The organism is Fructobacillus ficulneus, assembly GCF_001047075.2.
GTDB classification, from domain to species: domain Bacteria; phylum Bacillota; class Bacilli; order Lactobacillales; family Lactobacillaceae; genus Fructobacillus; species Fructobacillus ficulneus.
This window is the reverse complement of the sequence record NZ_DF968000.1, coordinates 151,830-168,098: the sequence shown is the minus strand read 5'-3', so window position 1 is coordinate 168,098 and position 16,269 is coordinate 151,830. Positions and strand designations below refer to the sequence as shown.

General features: G+C 47.7%; 14 protein-coding genes. 1 reads left to right on the top strand and 13 read right to left on the bottom strand.

Annotated features, from left to right (window positions below; translation table 11 throughout):
• A partial coding sequence (locus AOQ29_RS07900; protein WP_242977385.1) for a UvrD-helicase domain-containing protein occupies positions 1-1,217 on the bottom strand: 1,217 nt, incomplete at its 3' end.
• A gap of 153 nt (positions 1,218-1,370) precedes the next feature.
• Between AOQ29_RS07900 and AOQ29_RS03030 the strand changes: the two genes are divergently transcribed.
• Positions 1,371-2,513, top strand: a complete 1,143-nt coding sequence (locus AOQ29_RS03030; protein ID WP_061993073.1) for an ATP-binding protein — start codon at positions 1,371-1,373, stop codon at positions 2,511-2,513.
• An 85-nt stretch (positions 2,514-2,598) separates the two neighbouring features.
• Here the strand turns inward: AOQ29_RS03030 and AOQ29_RS03025 are convergent, their stop codons facing one another.
• From AOQ29_RS03025 to AOQ29_RS02970, 12 genes are all read right to left on the bottom strand, one after another.
• Positions 2,599-3,273, bottom strand: a complete 675-nt coding sequence (locus AOQ29_RS03025) for a glycoside hydrolase family 73 protein (protein ID WP_242977384.1) — start codon at positions 3,271-3,273, stop codon at positions 2,599-2,601.
• A 125-nt stretch (positions 3,274-3,398) separates the two neighbouring features.
• Positions 3,399-4,334 carry a dihydroorotate oxidase gene (locus tag AOQ29_RS03020; protein ID WP_061993072.1) on the bottom strand — a complete coding sequence of 312 codons (936 nt, stop codon included), beginning with the start codon at positions 4,332-4,334 and terminating at the stop codon, positions 3,399-3,401.
• 3 nt (positions 4,335-4,337) lie between these two features.
• Complete coding sequence (carB, locus tag AOQ29_RS03015; RefSeq protein ID WP_061993071.1) at positions 4,338-7,508, bottom strand: carbamoyl-phosphate synthase large subunit; 3,171 nt, start codon at positions 7,506-7,508, stop codon at positions 4,338-4,340.
• A 1-nt stretch (position 7,509) separates the two neighbouring features.
• The gene (locus tag AOQ29_RS03010; RefSeq protein ID WP_061993070.1) at positions 7,510-8,595 is read right to left on the bottom strand and encodes a carbamoyl phosphate synthase small subunit; all 1,086 of its coding nucleotides are present in this window, start codon (positions 8,593-8,595) and stop codon (positions 7,510-7,512) included.
• Between the two features lie 5 nt (positions 8,596-8,600).
• Positions 8,601-9,869 carry a dihydroorotase gene (locus AOQ29_RS03005; protein ID WP_061993069.1) on the bottom strand — a complete coding sequence of 423 codons (1,269 nt, stop codon included), beginning with the start codon at positions 9,867-9,869 and terminating at the stop codon, positions 8,601-8,603.
• Positions 9,866-10,798 (bottom strand): aspartate carbamoyltransferase catalytic subunit, encoded by a 933-nt coding sequence (locus tag AOQ29_RS03000; RefSeq protein ID WP_061993068.1) that lies wholly within the window; start codon positions 10,796-10,798, stop codon positions 9,866-9,868. Before AOQ29_RS03000 ends, AOQ29_RS03005 begins: the two co-directional genes overlap by 4 nt.
• A 363-nt stretch (positions 10,799-11,161) precedes the next feature.
• Positions 11,162-11,461, bottom strand: coding sequence for a DUF1292 domain-containing protein (locus tag AOQ29_RS02995; RefSeq protein WP_061993067.1), 300 nt, complete (start codon positions 11,459-11,461; stop codon positions 11,162-11,164).
• Between the two features lie 56 nt (positions 11,462-11,517).
• A complete protein-coding gene (gene ruvX, locus AOQ29_RS02990; RefSeq protein WP_061993066.1) occupies positions 11,518-11,949 on the bottom strand; it encodes a Holliday junction resolvase RuvX in 432 nt (143 codons plus the stop codon).
• Positions 11,949-12,200, bottom strand: a complete 252-nt coding sequence (locus tag AOQ29_RS02985) for an IreB family regulatory phosphoprotein (protein WP_061993065.1) — start codon at positions 12,198-12,200, stop codon at positions 11,949-11,951. The genes ruvX and AOQ29_RS02985 overlap by 1 nt, the downstream gene beginning before the upstream one ends.
• 131 nt (positions 12,201-12,331) lie before the next feature.
• On the bottom strand, positions 12,332-15,013 hold the full coding sequence (alaS, locus tag AOQ29_RS02980) for an alanine--tRNA ligase (RefSeq protein WP_061993064.1): 2,682 nt from the start codon (positions 15,011-15,013) through the stop codon (positions 12,332-12,334).
• Positions 15,010-15,201 carry a hypothetical protein gene (locus AOQ29_RS02975; RefSeq protein ID WP_061993063.1) on the bottom strand — a complete coding sequence of 64 codons (192 nt, stop codon included), beginning with the start codon at positions 15,199-15,201 and terminating at the stop codon, positions 15,010-15,012. The genes alaS and AOQ29_RS02975 overlap by 4 nt, the downstream gene beginning before the upstream one ends.
• A 110-nt stretch (positions 15,202-15,311) precedes the next feature.
• The coding region (locus AOQ29_RS02970; RefSeq protein ID WP_061993062.1) for an aminotransferase class III-fold pyridoxal phosphate-dependent enzyme at positions 15,312-16,269 on the bottom strand (958 nt) is incomplete at its 5' end.

The window sequence follows — 16,269 nt, the reverse complement described above, 5'->3', positions numbered from 1 at the left end:
TCGGCTGGGTTGGCTACTAATGACAGGTAGGCCATGATATCAAGAATTTCCTTACGGTCATAAAACTTATGACCCCCAACAATCGTATAAGCGATGTTGGCCTTAACCAAGGCTTCTTCCATTGCCCGCGACTGGGCATTGGTCCGATACAGGATAGCAAAGTCAGACAAAGACTTTTTGCCTTCCTTTTGCCCCTTTTGGATTTGGCCGAGGACATAGTAAGCCTCGTCTTGGGCTGATTGAGCTCGGTAATAGCTAATCTTTTCCCCGGCCCCATTTTCGGTCCAAAGCTTCTTCGGTACCCGTTCATTGTTGTGGTTAATCACATCATTGGCAGCATCCAAAATAGACTGGGTTGACCGGTAATTTTGCTCCAAGAAAACAGACTTGGCATTGGGCCAGTCCTTTTCAAAGTTCAAAATATTTTGCATGTTGGCACCACGCCAACCATAAATCGACTGATCGGCATCCCCGACAACGGCCAGGTTTTTTGAACCTTGGGCCAACATGTTAACAATCTTGTACTGGGCATCGTTGGTGTCCTGGTACTCATCGACGTGGAGGTAGCGGAATTGGTCCTGGTACCGTTGCAAGACGTCTGGAGCTTGTTCGAAGAGTTCAATCGTCAACATAATCAAGTCATCGAAATCGACAGACTGAGCCTGGCGGAGGGCCTTTTGGTAGGCCGTGTAGACTTCGGCCACCCGTTCTTCGTAGAAGTTACCAGCATTTTGAGCAAAGTCCTTGGCGGTCACCAGGTCGTTCTTGGCATTGGAAATCGTCCCTAATACCGTTCTGGGATCATACTGATTGGTATCCAAGTTTAATTCGTTAATGACCCGTTTTACCAGGGTCTTTTGGGCTGAACTGTCCAAGATAGTAAAGTTCTTCCCCATCCCAATTCGTTCGCCATCACGGCGTAAGATACGGACCGCCAAAGCGTGGAAGGTTGATACCCAGACCGATTGGGCTAATTCTTGGTCAATCAACTTTCCGATTCGTTCCCGCATTTCGCGAGCGGCCTTATTCGTAAAGGTAATTGCTAAAATCCGCCAAGGCGCGACGTCTAGGTCTTCAATCAAATGGGCGACCCGATGGGTCAATACCCGAGTCTTACCAGACCCGGCCCCAGCCATAATTAAAAGCGGTCCCTCAGTGGTTGCGACCGCTTCTGCTTGCTTGCTATTCATTCCCTTGGTTAAATCTTCAACAGTCATTTTGCCATCCTAATCGTTTTGTTTCGCTTCTTTTATTTTATCATAGTTGGTTGAAATTTCTCGTCTGCCAATGGCAGTAAGTCGGCGAATTTAACGTTTACTTTTTCGTCCTTTTGTCTTATTGTAAACTTAATAACAAGGTGGTATAAAACAATGCTTAACTCACAACAGTCTGTCTTTTTAGGCCAAAGTGGCTGGTTTCACCAAGCCTTTCAGGTTCCGCTGACCGACCTCTTTCAACCCCATTTGTTAATCGTTGGTCAAACTGGTGCTGGTAAATCAACAACCCTCCAGCAAATCAGTCGGCAACTGGTTGATTTGCGGGCCGGGCAAATTGTCTTTGACCCGACTGGAGAATTTTCAAAGGCGGCTAACCAGCAGATCCAATATGACGTCGGGGACAACGTTTACTTTGACTTGAGTCAATTATCGGCCCATGCCCTCCTGCAAGCCTTGGACTTGGTCTGGCCAGACGAGATGATAGAAGCGCTTAGCCAGGCTCAAACGGCTTTGCGAATTAACCGGCACTTATATCATTTGGATCAAATCCTCGATTTAACCCAGTTAAATCCTGATGATTTTTATGCTAATAAGTCCAAGCTCTATCCCAGCCAATGGGCCTATTCACTGAATTTATTAGCGGGCCAATCACGGGCCAACCTAGCGGCCACTGGCCAGGAAAACAGGTCATCCCAGAATGAGCAGTTTTACGTCAACCAATTGGCCGACCGCTTAGCAAACCCGATTCTAAAATTACTGGCACCCAACCAAGACCCCAAAAAGACAAAATACGACCTCTTGTATCTGTTGAAGTTAGCAGTGGCCAAAGCCAATTTTGGTGCTAAAGTCAGCATTAACTTGTCTCGGTTAAAGGACCTCGGTTCCCTCCAGGCAACAATTATGTCGACTGCTTGGCAAGAACTCCTCGCTTTCCAAGTCAGCAGTCACACCAAATACCCCGTTTATCTTTTGATTGATGAAGGCCACCGTTTTGTTGGCGAACAAGTTGATGACAAGGCCTCTGGCTTAGCCCAGTTACTTCGTGAGGGCCGAAAAGAAAAGCTATTTGTGGCCTTTGCCTCCCAGTCACCACTAGACCTGCCAACAGCCTTGGTCAGCCAATTTAATTCAGTCATGAGTCACCGCTTAGCAAACCAAGCCGAAATTCAAAATCTACCTGGTTTTTTCGCCAATTCACACTTGACCAAGGTTATTGGTAACTTAAAAATGGGGCAAACATATCTAAGATGTGGCCAAAACAAAGGTCGTATCGTTCAAATCAACTTCGGCGACTGATTCAAAAAAATTAAAATGAATTTTGTGCAAAATAAAAGACAGTTAGACCAACCCTTTTTTGCTGGGAATTGGCTCTACCTGTCTTTTATTGTTTACCGCCCTTAACAGAAAGATCAAAGCGTTGGAGGTACCAATGTTCAATCACCTGAACTAATTTTTCAGCATAAGTCGGATCGGTAGCGTAACCATCTTGAACCAAGGCTTGGGAGGCAGCCTTAAAGTCCTTAGCAGCGATTACATGTTCATACTGGTTAGCATTCCATTGCGTTCCTTGTGAAATTAACCTGGCATGGGCTTCCATCGATGACTGCCAATTTTTATAAGAAGCAAATTTCTGATCAACAGTAATCCACTGACCATTCTCATATTCTTGAGTCGGAATGACCACTCCCTGTTGATTATCCGCCGCCTTAATGCCATACAAATTGTTGTAATCTTTCGACAAAGTCGATTGGTTCCAATTCGATTCGAGAATAGCCTGGGCTAAAGAAATCGAGGCAAAGATATGGTACTTGGCTTGCATTTTTTGGGCATAAGGCGCCCAAGTTTCAAGTTGTTGTTCCTGGGCCTGCTTTTTCTTTTTGAGGGTGATTCGATCGCGGCGGGCCGTCATCGACTGGCTCATCAAGGCCGTCGATGCGATCAAACTAACGAAAAGCAAGAGCACAAAAATATAAATTCGACGAGAGCGTTTGGCCTTGGCCCACTTAAACCATTTGTTTTTCTTTCTGCTTTTTTTCTTTTTTCGCTTCTTGGCCAAGTCATCACCTCCTCTTTAGAATTTTTCTGAATAAGTTCATTTCATTCAAGTATACCCTTTTAAATAATTTTGACCAAGTTGTTTAGAAACAAAAAATCCGACTTTCGTCGGATTTTTATTTGACCTTATAGTTCTTTCAACTTACCACGGAAGTCAGACAATGAGGTATAACCCTTGGCTGCCATGATTTCCTTTAATTCTGCGGTCAAACGGTCATAAGCACCGAGACCTTCCTTGATGACTTGGGTCCCAACTGAGACCAATTCAGCCCCACACAAGATGTGGGCGAAGGCATCGGCCCCAGTGGTTACCCCACCAGTTCCCATGATTTTGATGCTTGGGTTCAATCGTTGGCGCAAGGCGCGAACGTTGGCCAAGGCAGTTGGCAAGACCATGGCCCCACCAACACCACCAAAGCCACCCTTGGCCTTTGTGACAACCTGTTCCGTTTCGATATCAACCCAAAGACCGTTTCCAACCGAGTTAATTGTGTTGACGTGGGTCAAGGGGTACTTGTTCAAAACGGCTGAAATCTTGTCAAAATGAACCAAGTCGAAGTATGGTGGTAACTTAACACCCAATGGCTTGGTGTAGAAGCTAAAGACTTCCGCCAAGACCTTGTCAGTGTTTTCAAAGTCATAGGCCAATTGAGGTTCCCCAACAATGTTTGGGCAAGACAAGTTCAATTCCGTTGGTCCTTCATAATCAGAAGCTTGAATCTTCTTCAACAAGGTAATGGCATCGGCCGCTGACAAGGCTGCCACTGACAAGATGGTTGGCTTCTTGTCAGCCTTAGTCACGTAATCCAAGTAAAATTCATAACCCAAGTTAGGCAAGCCCATTGAGTTAATTGACCCGGCTGGCAAGTCATAGTAACGAGGGTTAGGGTTTCCTTCCCGAACTTGTAAGGTCGCTGACTTGGTCACGAGGGCCCCCAAGTTCTTGGTTTGAGCTAAGTCATCCAATTCTTCTTGGGTTTGGCAATGAACCCCTGAGGCATTCAAAAAGGGACTATCGATAGTCTGGTCAAGTAAAGTGGCTTGCAAGTTGATCTCGGTCATTGTTTATTCTCCCAATGCTTGTACGAAGTGTGTTTCTTCCGGTAGTTCTAGAACTGTTAGGTAGGCGTTAATGGTATCCATGGCTGTAAAGAGGGCCACTTCGTTTTCAATGGCCGCAGCGCGGACGGGGCTTTCATCCGCCAGCGCTTGGTCGGCCTGGTCAATCGTGTTAACCATGATTTGAATTTCTTCCTTGGCCATCGCCATTTCCAAGTCAGCCGGTGCTGGTGCGACTGGCAAACCTTGGTCACGGAGGTAGTCCAAGTTCTTCGGACTAGCGACCAAATCAAAGCCCAGGGTGACAAAGCGTTGGGCAAAGGCCAAGCCTTCATCCAGGTCGGCTTCGGCCAGGTCAAAGTAGACCCGACCCTCATGCAAGATTGGCAATCCCGCTCCGACCATCGCCTTGGCTAAGGCTTGGTCGTAATCTGGGGCGGTTCCCATGACTTCCCCGGTTGACTTCATTTCTGGTCCAACCGTTGAGTTCAAGCCGGCCAACTTGGCAAAGGAGAAGACCGGTGCCTTGACGTGAACCGTTTCTGGTTCCGGAACCAAGCCGGATTGGTAACCCTGGTCTTGCAAAGATTGACCTAACATCACCTTCGTGGCTACCTGAGCCATTGGAATGTTAGTGACCTTTGACAAGAATGGTAAGGTCCGTGATGCCCGTGGGTTGACTTCAATTACGTAAGCCTGGTTGTCATGGATGACGTATTGGATGTTCATCAAGCCAATCACGTTCAGTTCCTTGGCCAACTTTTGGGCTGAATCGACGATTTCAGCCTTCACCTTGTCGGACATCCGTTGTGTTGGATAAACCGCAAAGGAGTCCCCCGAGTGAATTCCTGACCGTTCAATGTGTTCCATCACCCCGGGAATCAAAACATCTTGGCCATCGGAAATCAAATCAACTTCGGCTTCTTGGCCACTGAGGTAGTCATCAATCAAGACTGGGTGGTCATTAGAAACCTTAACCGCTTGGGTCATGTAAGTTTCCAAGTCTTCATCGGAATCGATGATGGCCATTGACCGGCCACCGATAACGTAAGAAGGACGGATCAAGACTGGGTAGCCAATCTCGTTGGCGGCCTGTAAGGCCCCTTCCTTGGTAGTGGCTGTTTCACCCTGAGGCTTTGGCAAGTTGAGCTTGTCAATGACCTGGGCGAATTCATCCCGGTCTTCCCCGCGGTCCAAGTCAGTGACCGTGGTTCCCAGAACCTTGACGCCGTTCTTTTCCAAGTCAGCGGCCAAATTAATCGCCGTCTGGCCACCGAATTGCACGACAACTCCGATTGGTTGTTCGAGGTCAATTACGTTCAAAACGTCTTCCAAGGTCAAGGGTTCAAAGTACAACTTGTCGGAAATGGCAAAGTCGGTTGAAACCGTTTCGGGGTTTGAATTTTGAATAATGGCCTCGTAACCAGCCGCTTGGATGGCGCGAACAGCGTGGACAGTGGCATAGTCGAATTCGACTCCCTGACCAATCCGGATTGGTCCAGAACCAAGGACCAAGACGGATGGTCGGTCAGTTACGATTGATTCGTTTTCATCTTCATAAGTGCCATAGTAGTAAGGCGTCTTGGATTCAAATTCACCGGCGACCGTGTCAACCATCTTAAAGGTTGGCAAGAGGCCCTCGGCCTTCCGCCAAGCGCGAACTTCGGCGTCAGTCTTGCCAGTCAAAGCCCCCAACCATTCATCGGAGAACCCGTATTCCTTAGCGGCCTTCACGACTGCAAAGTTTTCTGGTTGGTCCTTGACGGCCTGTTCAATTTCGATGATATGCAAAATCTTATCGAGGAAGAAGAGATCCATTTGAGTGATGGCATGAATTTCTTCAATTGTCACACCACGGTGGAGCAATTCTGCAATGACGAAGAGGCGGTCATCCTTGGCTGGCATCAATTGGGCCTTCAAGTCAGCGGTGCTGATACCGTCATAGTCACCTTCACGGAGGTCCTTTTGGTCGATTTCAAGGGACCGAACGGCCTTCAAGAGTGATTCTTCCAAGGTCCGGCCGATGGCCATAACTTCCCCGGTTGCCTTCATTTGCGTTCCTAATGTTCGGTCAGCTCGTTCAAACTTATCAAAGGCAAAACGCGGAATCTTAGTGACAACGTAGTCCAAGGCTGGTTCGAAAGCCGCCCAAGTCGTTTGTGTCACCGGGTTCTTGATTTCATTCAAGTGCAAGCCAACGGCAATTTTGGCGGCCATCTTGGCGATTGGGTAACCGGTCGCCTTAGAAGCCAAGGCTGATGACCGAGAAACCCGAGGGTTAACTTCGATAATGTAGTATTGGAATGATTGCGGATCAAGGGCCATCTGAATGTTAACCCCACCCTCAATCTTGAGGGCTCTGATAATCTTCAAGGCTGAATCCCGCATCATTTGGTAGTCGCGGTCAGACAAGGTCTGCGTTGGTGAGACAACGATGGAATCACCAGTGTGGACACCAACGGGATCGATGTTTTCCATCCCCGCCACAATCAAGGCGTTGTCAGCGGCATCGCGCATGACTTCGAATTCGATTTCCTTATAACCGGCAATCGACTTTTCAATCAAGACCTGGGTCACTGGTGACAATTCCAAACCGTGGGCCGTAATCGTGGCCAGTTCTGCTGGCGTGTGGGCAAAGCCCCCACCCGTTCCACCCAAAGTATAGGCGGGACGGACGACAACGGGATAACCAATTTCTTCGGCAAAGGCCGCTGCTTCGGCTACCGTTGTGGCAATTGTTGACTCTGGGACTGGTTCGTCCAAGTCTTCCATCAACTCCTTGAAGAGTTCCCGGTCTTCGGCTTGTTCGATGGCTAGCAACTTAGTTCCCAAAAGTTCGATGTTCAATTCAGCTAAAACGCCTGAGTCGGCCAAATCCTTGGCCATATTCAACCCAGTTTGCCCACCCAAGGTTGGCAAGATGGCATCCGGTTTTTCCTGGTACAAGACTGACTTAACAAAGTCTAATGTGATGGGTTCAAGGTAAACCTTGTCCGCAATTTCACGGTCAGTCATGATGGTAGCAGGATTAGAATTAATCAAAACGACCTGGTAGCCCTCCTCTTTTAAAGATAGGCAGGCTTGTGAACCAGAATAATCAAATTCGGCCGCTTGACCAATAATGATTGGTCCGGAACCAATCACCAAAATTTTTCGAATGTCATCACGCTTGGGCATCTTATGCTCCCTTCTTGGTCGTCAACTTTTCGATAAAGTTGTCAAAAATGTATTCAGCATCGTGGGGTCCTGGTGATGCATCCGGGTGGAATTGGACTGAAAAGGCTTCCTTATCCTTTAACCGAACGCCTTCAACAGTTTGGGCGTTAATTTCTTCGTGAGTTACTTCTAGGTTGGTACCAATCAATGAATCGCGGTCAACGGCATAACCGTGGTTTTGCGAAGTGAAGTACTTACGGCTGTGATCAACATCGGTCACGGCGTGGTTGAAGCCACGGTAACCAAACTTCATCTTGTAAGTTTTAGCGCCGTTGGCAATGGCAAATAATTGGTGACCCAGGCAGATACCCATAATTGGGTACTTGCTTTGCAATTCCAAGATTGTTGGTGTGGCATAAGCATATTGGGTTGGGTCGCCAGGTCCGTTGGAAAGCAAGACCCCATCGGGGTTGCTGGCTTCAATGGCCGCAACCGGTGTATTGCCTGGGAAGACCGTCACGGTCGCCCCCCGCTTTTGCAAGGCCTTGACGATTGACCCCTTCAAACCAAAGTCCAACAAGGCAATCTTTGGTCCACCGGGAGTTCCTGCAAAGGTTTCGATATTTTCTTCCTTCTTGGCCCGGGCCAAGAGTAATGATGGGTAGTCCTGGGCGAAGAGCTGGTCAATCTTAGCTTGGTCCAATTCTGAAACAATCACAGCTGGCATTGATCCATGGTCGCGAATTTCCTTGGCCAGTTTCCGGGTGTCGATTCCTGACAAACCTGGTAGGTCTTGTTGGCTGGCAAAGTCGGCCAAAGTCATCACTGACCGGAAATTAGCTGGTCGACGGGCCAAGTCCTTGACGATGATGGCGTCAACTGCTGGCTTCATGCCGGCCCCTTCGTAATCTTCCAAATTAATCCCATAGTTACCAATCAAAGGATAGGTAAAGACCATCGTTTGACCAAAGTAAGATGGGTCGGTCATGGTTTCTTGGTACCCGGTCATCCCGGTTGAAAAAACAACTTCCGTTAACAAATCTTTATCGGCACCGAACCGTTCGCCGGCATAAATCGAGCCATTTTTTAATACTAGATATCCCTGCATTGTCTTCACTCCTTCTTTGCTTGATAGACAACCTGGCCATCAACGAAGGTCTTTAAGACCTTGCCGTAGACCTCTTCCCCTGCAAAGGGGGTATTCTCACCCTTGGATGCAAAGTCCTTGGGGTTAATTTCATATGGGTGAACCAAGTCCACCAGCGTGATGTCGGCGGCGTCGCCAACTGCTAGCAAGCCTGCTTGGTCCAAATCAAAGGCTTCCTTAGGATTTTTAACCATCCAAGTCAACAAGGTTTCCAAGTCGACCAGGCCGCTTTTAACAAAGCGGGTATAGGCTAGTGGGAAGGCCGTTTCCAAACCAACAATGCCAAATGAACAATCGTGCATTGACCCTGACTTTTCTTCTGGGCTATGAGGGGCGTGGTCGGTGGCAATCATATCGATTGTCCCATCGAGCAAACCACCAATCAAAGCCTGGCGGTCTTCCTTTGACCGCAATGGTGGGTTCATCTTGAACATTGGGTCATCGGTGATGATCATTGAATCATCCAAAAACAAGTGGTGTGGTGAAACTTCCGCCGTCACGTTCAAGCCCATCTGCTTGGCTAAGCGAACTTGGGCAACCGATTCCTTCGTTGAGATGTGGGCGACATGGTAGCGGACGCCAGTGGCCTGGGCCATCACGAGGTCGCGGGCTAACTGAGTTGACTCAGACAAACCAGTCATTCCTGGTAAGCCTAACTTATCAGCGCTTGGTCCGGCGTTCATGACACCGCCCTGGATTAAGGTATCGTCTTCCAGGTGAGCCGAGATAACGCGGTCAGCGGCCTTAGCAGCCTGCATGGCTGATAACATCGTTTGAGCATCTTGAACACCGTGACCGTCGTTTGAGAAGGCTGCGGCGCCGGCAGAGGCCATCGCTTGCAAGTCGGCTGGTCCAACCCCAACAAGGTCTTCTGATAAGGCCCCGTATTGCAAGACCTTGACCAGCCCGTTTTCAGCATTCAAAGCAACTTGGCTTTTCATTTTTTCTGCTGTGTCAACGACTGGCTTGACGTTTGGCATGGCCAAGACGGTTGTAAAGCCACCGCGGGCTGCTGCTGCTGAACCAGTCGCGATTGTTTCCTTGTAGGTCAATCCTGGCTCACGGAAGTGAACATGGACATCAATCAAACCAGGCATGGCCGTAGCCCCATGGGCATTGATCAAGTCATCGACCGGCGTTTCAATCCCGCGGGCAACCTTAGCAATCTTGCCATCGATAATTAAGATGTCTTGGCACTGGTTATCGATGACAACGTGTTTGATGAGCGTTTTCATTTCTGTTCCTCCATCAAGCCTCGGGCTTGTAAGACCTTGGTTAACATTGCCATCCGGGCATAGACACCATTGTGCATTTGCGTAAAGATTCGTGATTTTCCGCCATCCACCAGCTCCGAAGCAATTTCAACGTCGCGGTTGACTGGGGCTGGGTGCATGATGATGGCCGAATCTTTCATCAACTTGGCCCGGTCAAGGGTCAAGCCGTATTGGTCGTAGTAGGTCACGGTCGTAAAGGACTCGCGGTTGATGTCATCGAACCGTTCCAACTGAACCCGGAGCATCATGACAACATCGAGCTCGGGTAAAATTTCTTCTAAGTTTCCAAAGTGGCCGAGACCGTCAAATTCATTGGAGTACCAAGCCCTTGGACCACCAAAGTAAAGTTCGGCACCGAGTTGCTTGAGAATTTTGGCATCCGACTTGGCCACCCGAGAGTGGGCTAAGTCACCGATAATACCGATTTTCAAACCTTTGATTTGACCAAATTCCTTTTGAATGGTTAAGAGGTCGAGCAAGGTTTGAGAAGGATGAACACCAGCACCATCACCGGCATTCAGGAGACCTAAATGGATATGGGGGTTTTCAACTAAGTCTTGGTACCAGGCCGTTTGACTATGACGGATGACTGTCAAGTCAACACCGATGGCTTGTAAGGTCCGGACTGTATCAGACAAGGTCTCACCCTTTTGAACGGATGATGTCTTGGGGTCAACTTCAATCAAATCAATACCCAACTTCTTTTCAGCCATCTGGAAGGATGACTTGGTACGAGTTGAATTTTCAAAGAAAAGATTTGCTGCGTAAACTGGTCGTTTCAAGGCCGGCACCGCCTGACCATCTTGATAGGCCTGGGCTAAGTTAATCAGGTCCTGCAGGTCAGCTGGTGCTAAATCCGCTAAGTCTAGGCAATTCTTTATCTCTGTCATGTTTTGCCTCCCTTTGGTCTACTGCTACAATTGTCCAATAAAAAACGCCCTGATCCTTTGATCAGAGCGTTTAGTGGCAGTTGGTCTGGTTTCCAAGTTAGACTTGGGCCTCTTTTGACCTTCCTAATTGACAAGGCTATCCAGGGTCTCGCCCAGGGGGTGGTTTTCACCATCCATTACCTTGTTGCTTGTCCACCTTATGCGACTCTCCGGTCTGCTTTAAAGGATTGCAACTTATATTTGCTTGTTAATCATTCTAACACCGTTAAAGCCGAATGACAAGTCTTTTTAGCTGATATTTGTTTTCATTTTAAACAAATATCAGGGCAAATAAAAACCACCATTCAGGTGGTTAATACTACTTTAGTTAAAGTTTGAATCGTCGTCCAAGAAAGTGTTCAACACTTCTTCGACCATGTTCCATTCTTCATCGTCTTCGATTGGCAACAAGTCTTCTTCTGTTGCTTCGCCTTCTTCGCTTGGGTTAAAGACATAAGCTTGAACATCTACTTGTTCGTCTTCTTCGACACCATCGGGAACTAACAAGATGTATGAACGGTCAAATTCTTCTGAGTGGAAGGTAAACAAAACTTCGTATAAGGTTTCGTCGCCGTTTTCATCTACTAATGTAATCTTGTCGATTTCGGGGTTTTCTTTTGCCATGTGAATTAAAATCCTTTACTTCTGTTATTTTGGTCAGCAGCTTGCGACCAGATCGTTTATTTAGTTAGTTTGCCATTAGCATCTAAGTAATTTTGCAAGATAAACTCGGCTGCAATCTTATCGATAACCTTTTTGCGTTTTTTCCGGGAAATATCAGCTTCTTCGATTAACATGCGTTCGGCTTGCACCGTCGTCAATCGTTCGTCTTGAAAATCCGTTGGCAAAGCAAAACGGTCTTCGACCATTTGAGCATAGGCCCGAGCGGCTTCGGCCCGGGGACCCTCAGAATTATTCATGTTTTTCGGCAAGCCTAAAACAACGCCCTTAGCACCGGTTTCTTGAATGATTTCACCCAACCGGTCTAAGCCAAAGACCTTTTCATCTTCATTGATACGAATAATTTCAACACCCTGGGCTGTCCAGCCCATCGGATCTGAAACTGCCACACCAACTGTTCTTGAGCCTACATCGAGTCCTAATATCCGCATTACTTATTCAAATAGGCGTGCACGAGTTCCTCGATGATTTCATCGCGCTCATGACGCTTAATCAAGTTACGGGCATCATGAAGACGAGGAATATAAGCTGGGTCACCGGACATCAGGTAACCAACAATCTGATTAATCGGATTGTAGCCCTTTTCTTCCAACGCAGCATAAACCAAAACCATTGTTTCGTGGATATCTTTTGGTGCTTGATTACCAAAATCAAAAATCGCCGTCTTATCACTTACACTCATCGTACACACTCCTTTCTTTACTAATTCTTAAACATTTATATATCTCTAGTTTAACACGTTTAAAGAAAAAAACCGACTATTTCTCAATTGGTCTAATCCAATTTTGAAATAGTCGGTTCCTGTTTTAATTTTTACTTTTCAGCTAAGAGCGTCTTAGCTTGGTCCAAAGCCTCTTGAATCTTGGCCTGGTCTTTTCCACCAGCTTGGGCCAAGTCAGGACGGCCACCACCACCGCCACCAACTGTTGGGGCAATGGCTTTCACGACGTCACCAGCCTTGATACCTGCCGCATTAGCAGTCTTATCAGCACCAACTAGCAGGTTAACCTTTTCGCCAATGGCAGCAGCCAAAACAAGGACGTTTGAAGCCCCCTTGTCACGCCAGACATCGGCCATTTGACGCAAACCACCAGCGTTATCAACCTTAACCTGGGCGACAACTGCCGTCACTGAACCAAGGGTTTCAGGATTAGCAAAGAGTTCCCCGGCTTGCAAGGCAGCCAATTGGGCTTGCATGGCTTCGATTTGTTGGTTGGCAGCCTTCAATTCGGCTTGTACTTCCGTAACTCGGTCCTTAACGGCCAACAAGTTTGGCACCTTCAAAGACTTAGCAATCGCTGCCAAAGTTTGTTCTTCGGCTTCAAAACGAGTCACGGCTGGAATTGAAGTCAAGGCTTCAATTCGACGAATGCCCGCCCCAATTCCTGATTCAGCTGTAATCTTAAACAAACCAAGTTCGGCAGTTGATTGAGCGTGAGTTCCACCATCGAATTCTTGGTTATAATCGCCAATTGAAACGACACGAACAGTATCACCGTACTTGTCATCAAAGACAGCAACGGCCCCCAACTTCTTGGCTTCATCGATTGACATTTCGGCCCAAGTAATCGGCAAGTTCTTGGCAATTTCACGGTTAACTTCGTCTTGGACCTTGTTCAAGGTTGCTTGGTCAACAGGACCTTCGTGGTTGAAGTCAAAACGCAAGTATTCGGGTTCAACCAATGATCCGGCCTGGTGGACATCCCCACCAATGACGTTGCGCAAGGCTTGGTCCAACATGTGAGTAGCCGTGTGGTTTAATGAAACGGCCCGGTTACGGTCCAAATCGATGGCCAAATCAACGACCTGGTCGACTGTCATATCAGCCAAAATTGTGGCTGTATGGATGTGTTGACCATTTGGCCCGTTTTGAACATCCGTTACTTCAGCCAAGACAGTCCCGTCTTGGGCCTTAACCGTTCCAAAGTCAGCCACTTGACCACCCATTTCGGCATAAAATGGTGTTTGATCAAAGACCAACCAAGCCGTTTGTCCAGCCTTGGCAGCCTGAGCTTCCTCAGCAACACCGTTTTCATCGTGGACCAGGATAGCGGCCACGTGTGCTCCATCAACAGACTTTTGTGACCAACCAACGTAAGTTGATGGAACCTTCAAATCTGTCAAAGCAGCATTTTGGACACCCATGGCGTGGTCGTTTGATCGAGCAGCGCGAGCACGGTCACGTTGGGCCTGCAAGGCTTCTTCATAGGCTGGCAAATCAACAGTCAAACCGGCATCGGCTGCCTGTTCTTCTGTTAATTCGATTGGGAAACCATAGGTATCAGACAACTTGAAGGCGTCTGCCCCTGAAATTTCTTTCTTACCTGATTTCTTGGCTGCCGCGATAACTTCATCCAACAATGACAAGCCGGCCTTCAAGGTCTTGTTAAAGCGCTTTTCTTCGGCCAAAATCGTCTTTTCGATTTCGGCTTGGTTGGCCTTTAATTCTGAATAGTATGAATCCAAGGTTGCCACAACGGCTGGTACCAACTTAGTTAAGAAGTCACCTTGGATGCCCAGCTTTTGACCGTGCAAAACGGCGCGGCGGAGCAAACGACGGATAACATAACCCCGTCCTTCGTTACTTGGCTTAGCCCCATCAGCGATGGCAAAGGAAACGGCCCGAATGTGGTCGGCGATGACCTTGAATGAAACGTTGGCTTCAGTATCCTTGGTCTCGTCGTACTTTTGCCCATTCGTTAACTTTTCAGTGGCGTGGATGATTGGCAAGAAGAGGTCTGTGTCGAAGTTAGTCCGACCGTTTTGGAAGACGGAAACCAAGCGTTCGAGACCCATCCCCGTATCAATGTTTTTATGGGGTAGTTCAGGATAAGTGCTGTTATCCGTCAAACCTGGCAAGTGGTTAAATTGTGAAAAGACAATGTTCCAGATTTCCAAGTAGCGTTCATTTTCACCACCAGGATACATTTCTGGATCATCGGCTGGCAAGTCCGCAAAGGCTTCCCCACGGTCATAGAAAATTTCAGAATCAGGGCCGGAAGGTCCTTCACCGATATCCCAGAAGTTATCATCAACTTCATAAACGTGACCAGCTGGCAAGTCGGTCTTTTCTTCCCAAATCTTGCGGGATTCTTGGTCCTTTGGGTAAACCGTGACGTACAGCTTTTCCTTGTCCAAGCCGTACCATTCTGGTGATGTTAACAATTCCCAAGCCCAAGGAATCACTTCTTCCTTGAAGTAATCGCCGATTGAGAAGTTCCCCATCATTTCAAATAAAGTATGGTGACGGGCAGTCTTTCCAACGTTTTCGATATCGTTAGTCCGGATAGCCTTTTGCGCGTTGGTTAACCGGGGCTTTGGTGGGATAACTGACCCATCAAAGTATTTCTTAAGAGTTGCGACCCCTGAGTTAATCCAAAGCAATGATGGGTCATTTTCTGGTACTAATGACTTTGCTGGCACGACCAAGTGGTCTTTGCTAGCGAAGAAGTCTAGGAACATTTGCCGAATCTCGGCTGATGATAATTCTTTCATGCTGTCTCCTTTAATAATTCAAATAAAAAAAGACCAAAAACAAAGAGCGGACGCGTGACCGTGGTACCACCGCTGTTTGTAATGATCTTCGAATAATCTTTACCTTTAAGACCGATAACGCTGGTAAGCGGCCATTCACGGCAAGTATAACTGGGAGCATCAAGTTTTGGTCCCCTAGTGTTTTTCATCAACCAACACCTTGCTAAAAGAGCTTACCAAACCGATATATCCAATTCTTAAAATAAATTATAGCACAAATATCGGCTAATTAAGCCACATTTCGCAAAGTCGAAGTGGCTCACCAGCCAATTCGGCGTCCGGCTGGAATAACCGGCAAAGTGCCTTCATCGGCCTCGAAGAAGACTTGGTTGAAGAGGGCAAAGACCTCGTCCAGCTCTTCATCCGTCATCACTAGCGGTGGCTGGAAGCGCAAAATATTTCCTCGAAGGGAAATCATGATAGCACCTAACTCGAACAAGCGGAAGATAATCTGGTTGGTCAAGCCCTGGTCTGGCTGGCCATCAGCATCAACGATATCGATTCCCCCATCAAAACCATAGATGCGGACATCGCCCAAGCAGTTAAAGCGTTCCTTAGCACCAGCAAAGTATTCTGCTACTCGGTCACCAAGACGCTTTGACCGTTCAACCAAGTGCTCTTCTTCCATGACTTCCAACCCTGCCAAGGCTGCCGCAGCAGCGACTGGATTCCCTCCGGTTGTAAAGAGGTGGCCAGGAGCAGCCATCGAATCCATAATTTCAGCCCGACCGACTGCGGCTGACAAAGGCAAGCCTGAGGCAATCGACTTTCCAATTGACATCACATCAGGCACAATGCCAAAGTGATCAATTGACCAGAGGGTTCCTGATCGACCAAGTCCTTGGTTGATTTCATCGACAGCAAAGACGATCCCGTGTTCACGGGTAAAGGCATAGAGCATATCCATATACTCTTGAGGGGCCTTGACGATTCCCCCATCACCTTGAATCGGTTCAATTAAAATCAAGGCCGTTTCATCCGCTGGTACATAGGTCTCAAACATCAGTAAGAATTGGTCAAACATCCGCACCGAAAAGTCATGGTCAGACTCACCTTCGAATTGGTAATGTGGGTCAGGGAAAGGCGCCTTCCACATATCAGGCAACATCGGCCCCACCTTGCGGACTTGGTTCAACGAAATTGCCGAAGCAGTCGCTGTAGCGTAGGTTGATCCGTGCATGGCTCCAGTAAAGGTCACAACATGCGGCCGTCCTGTA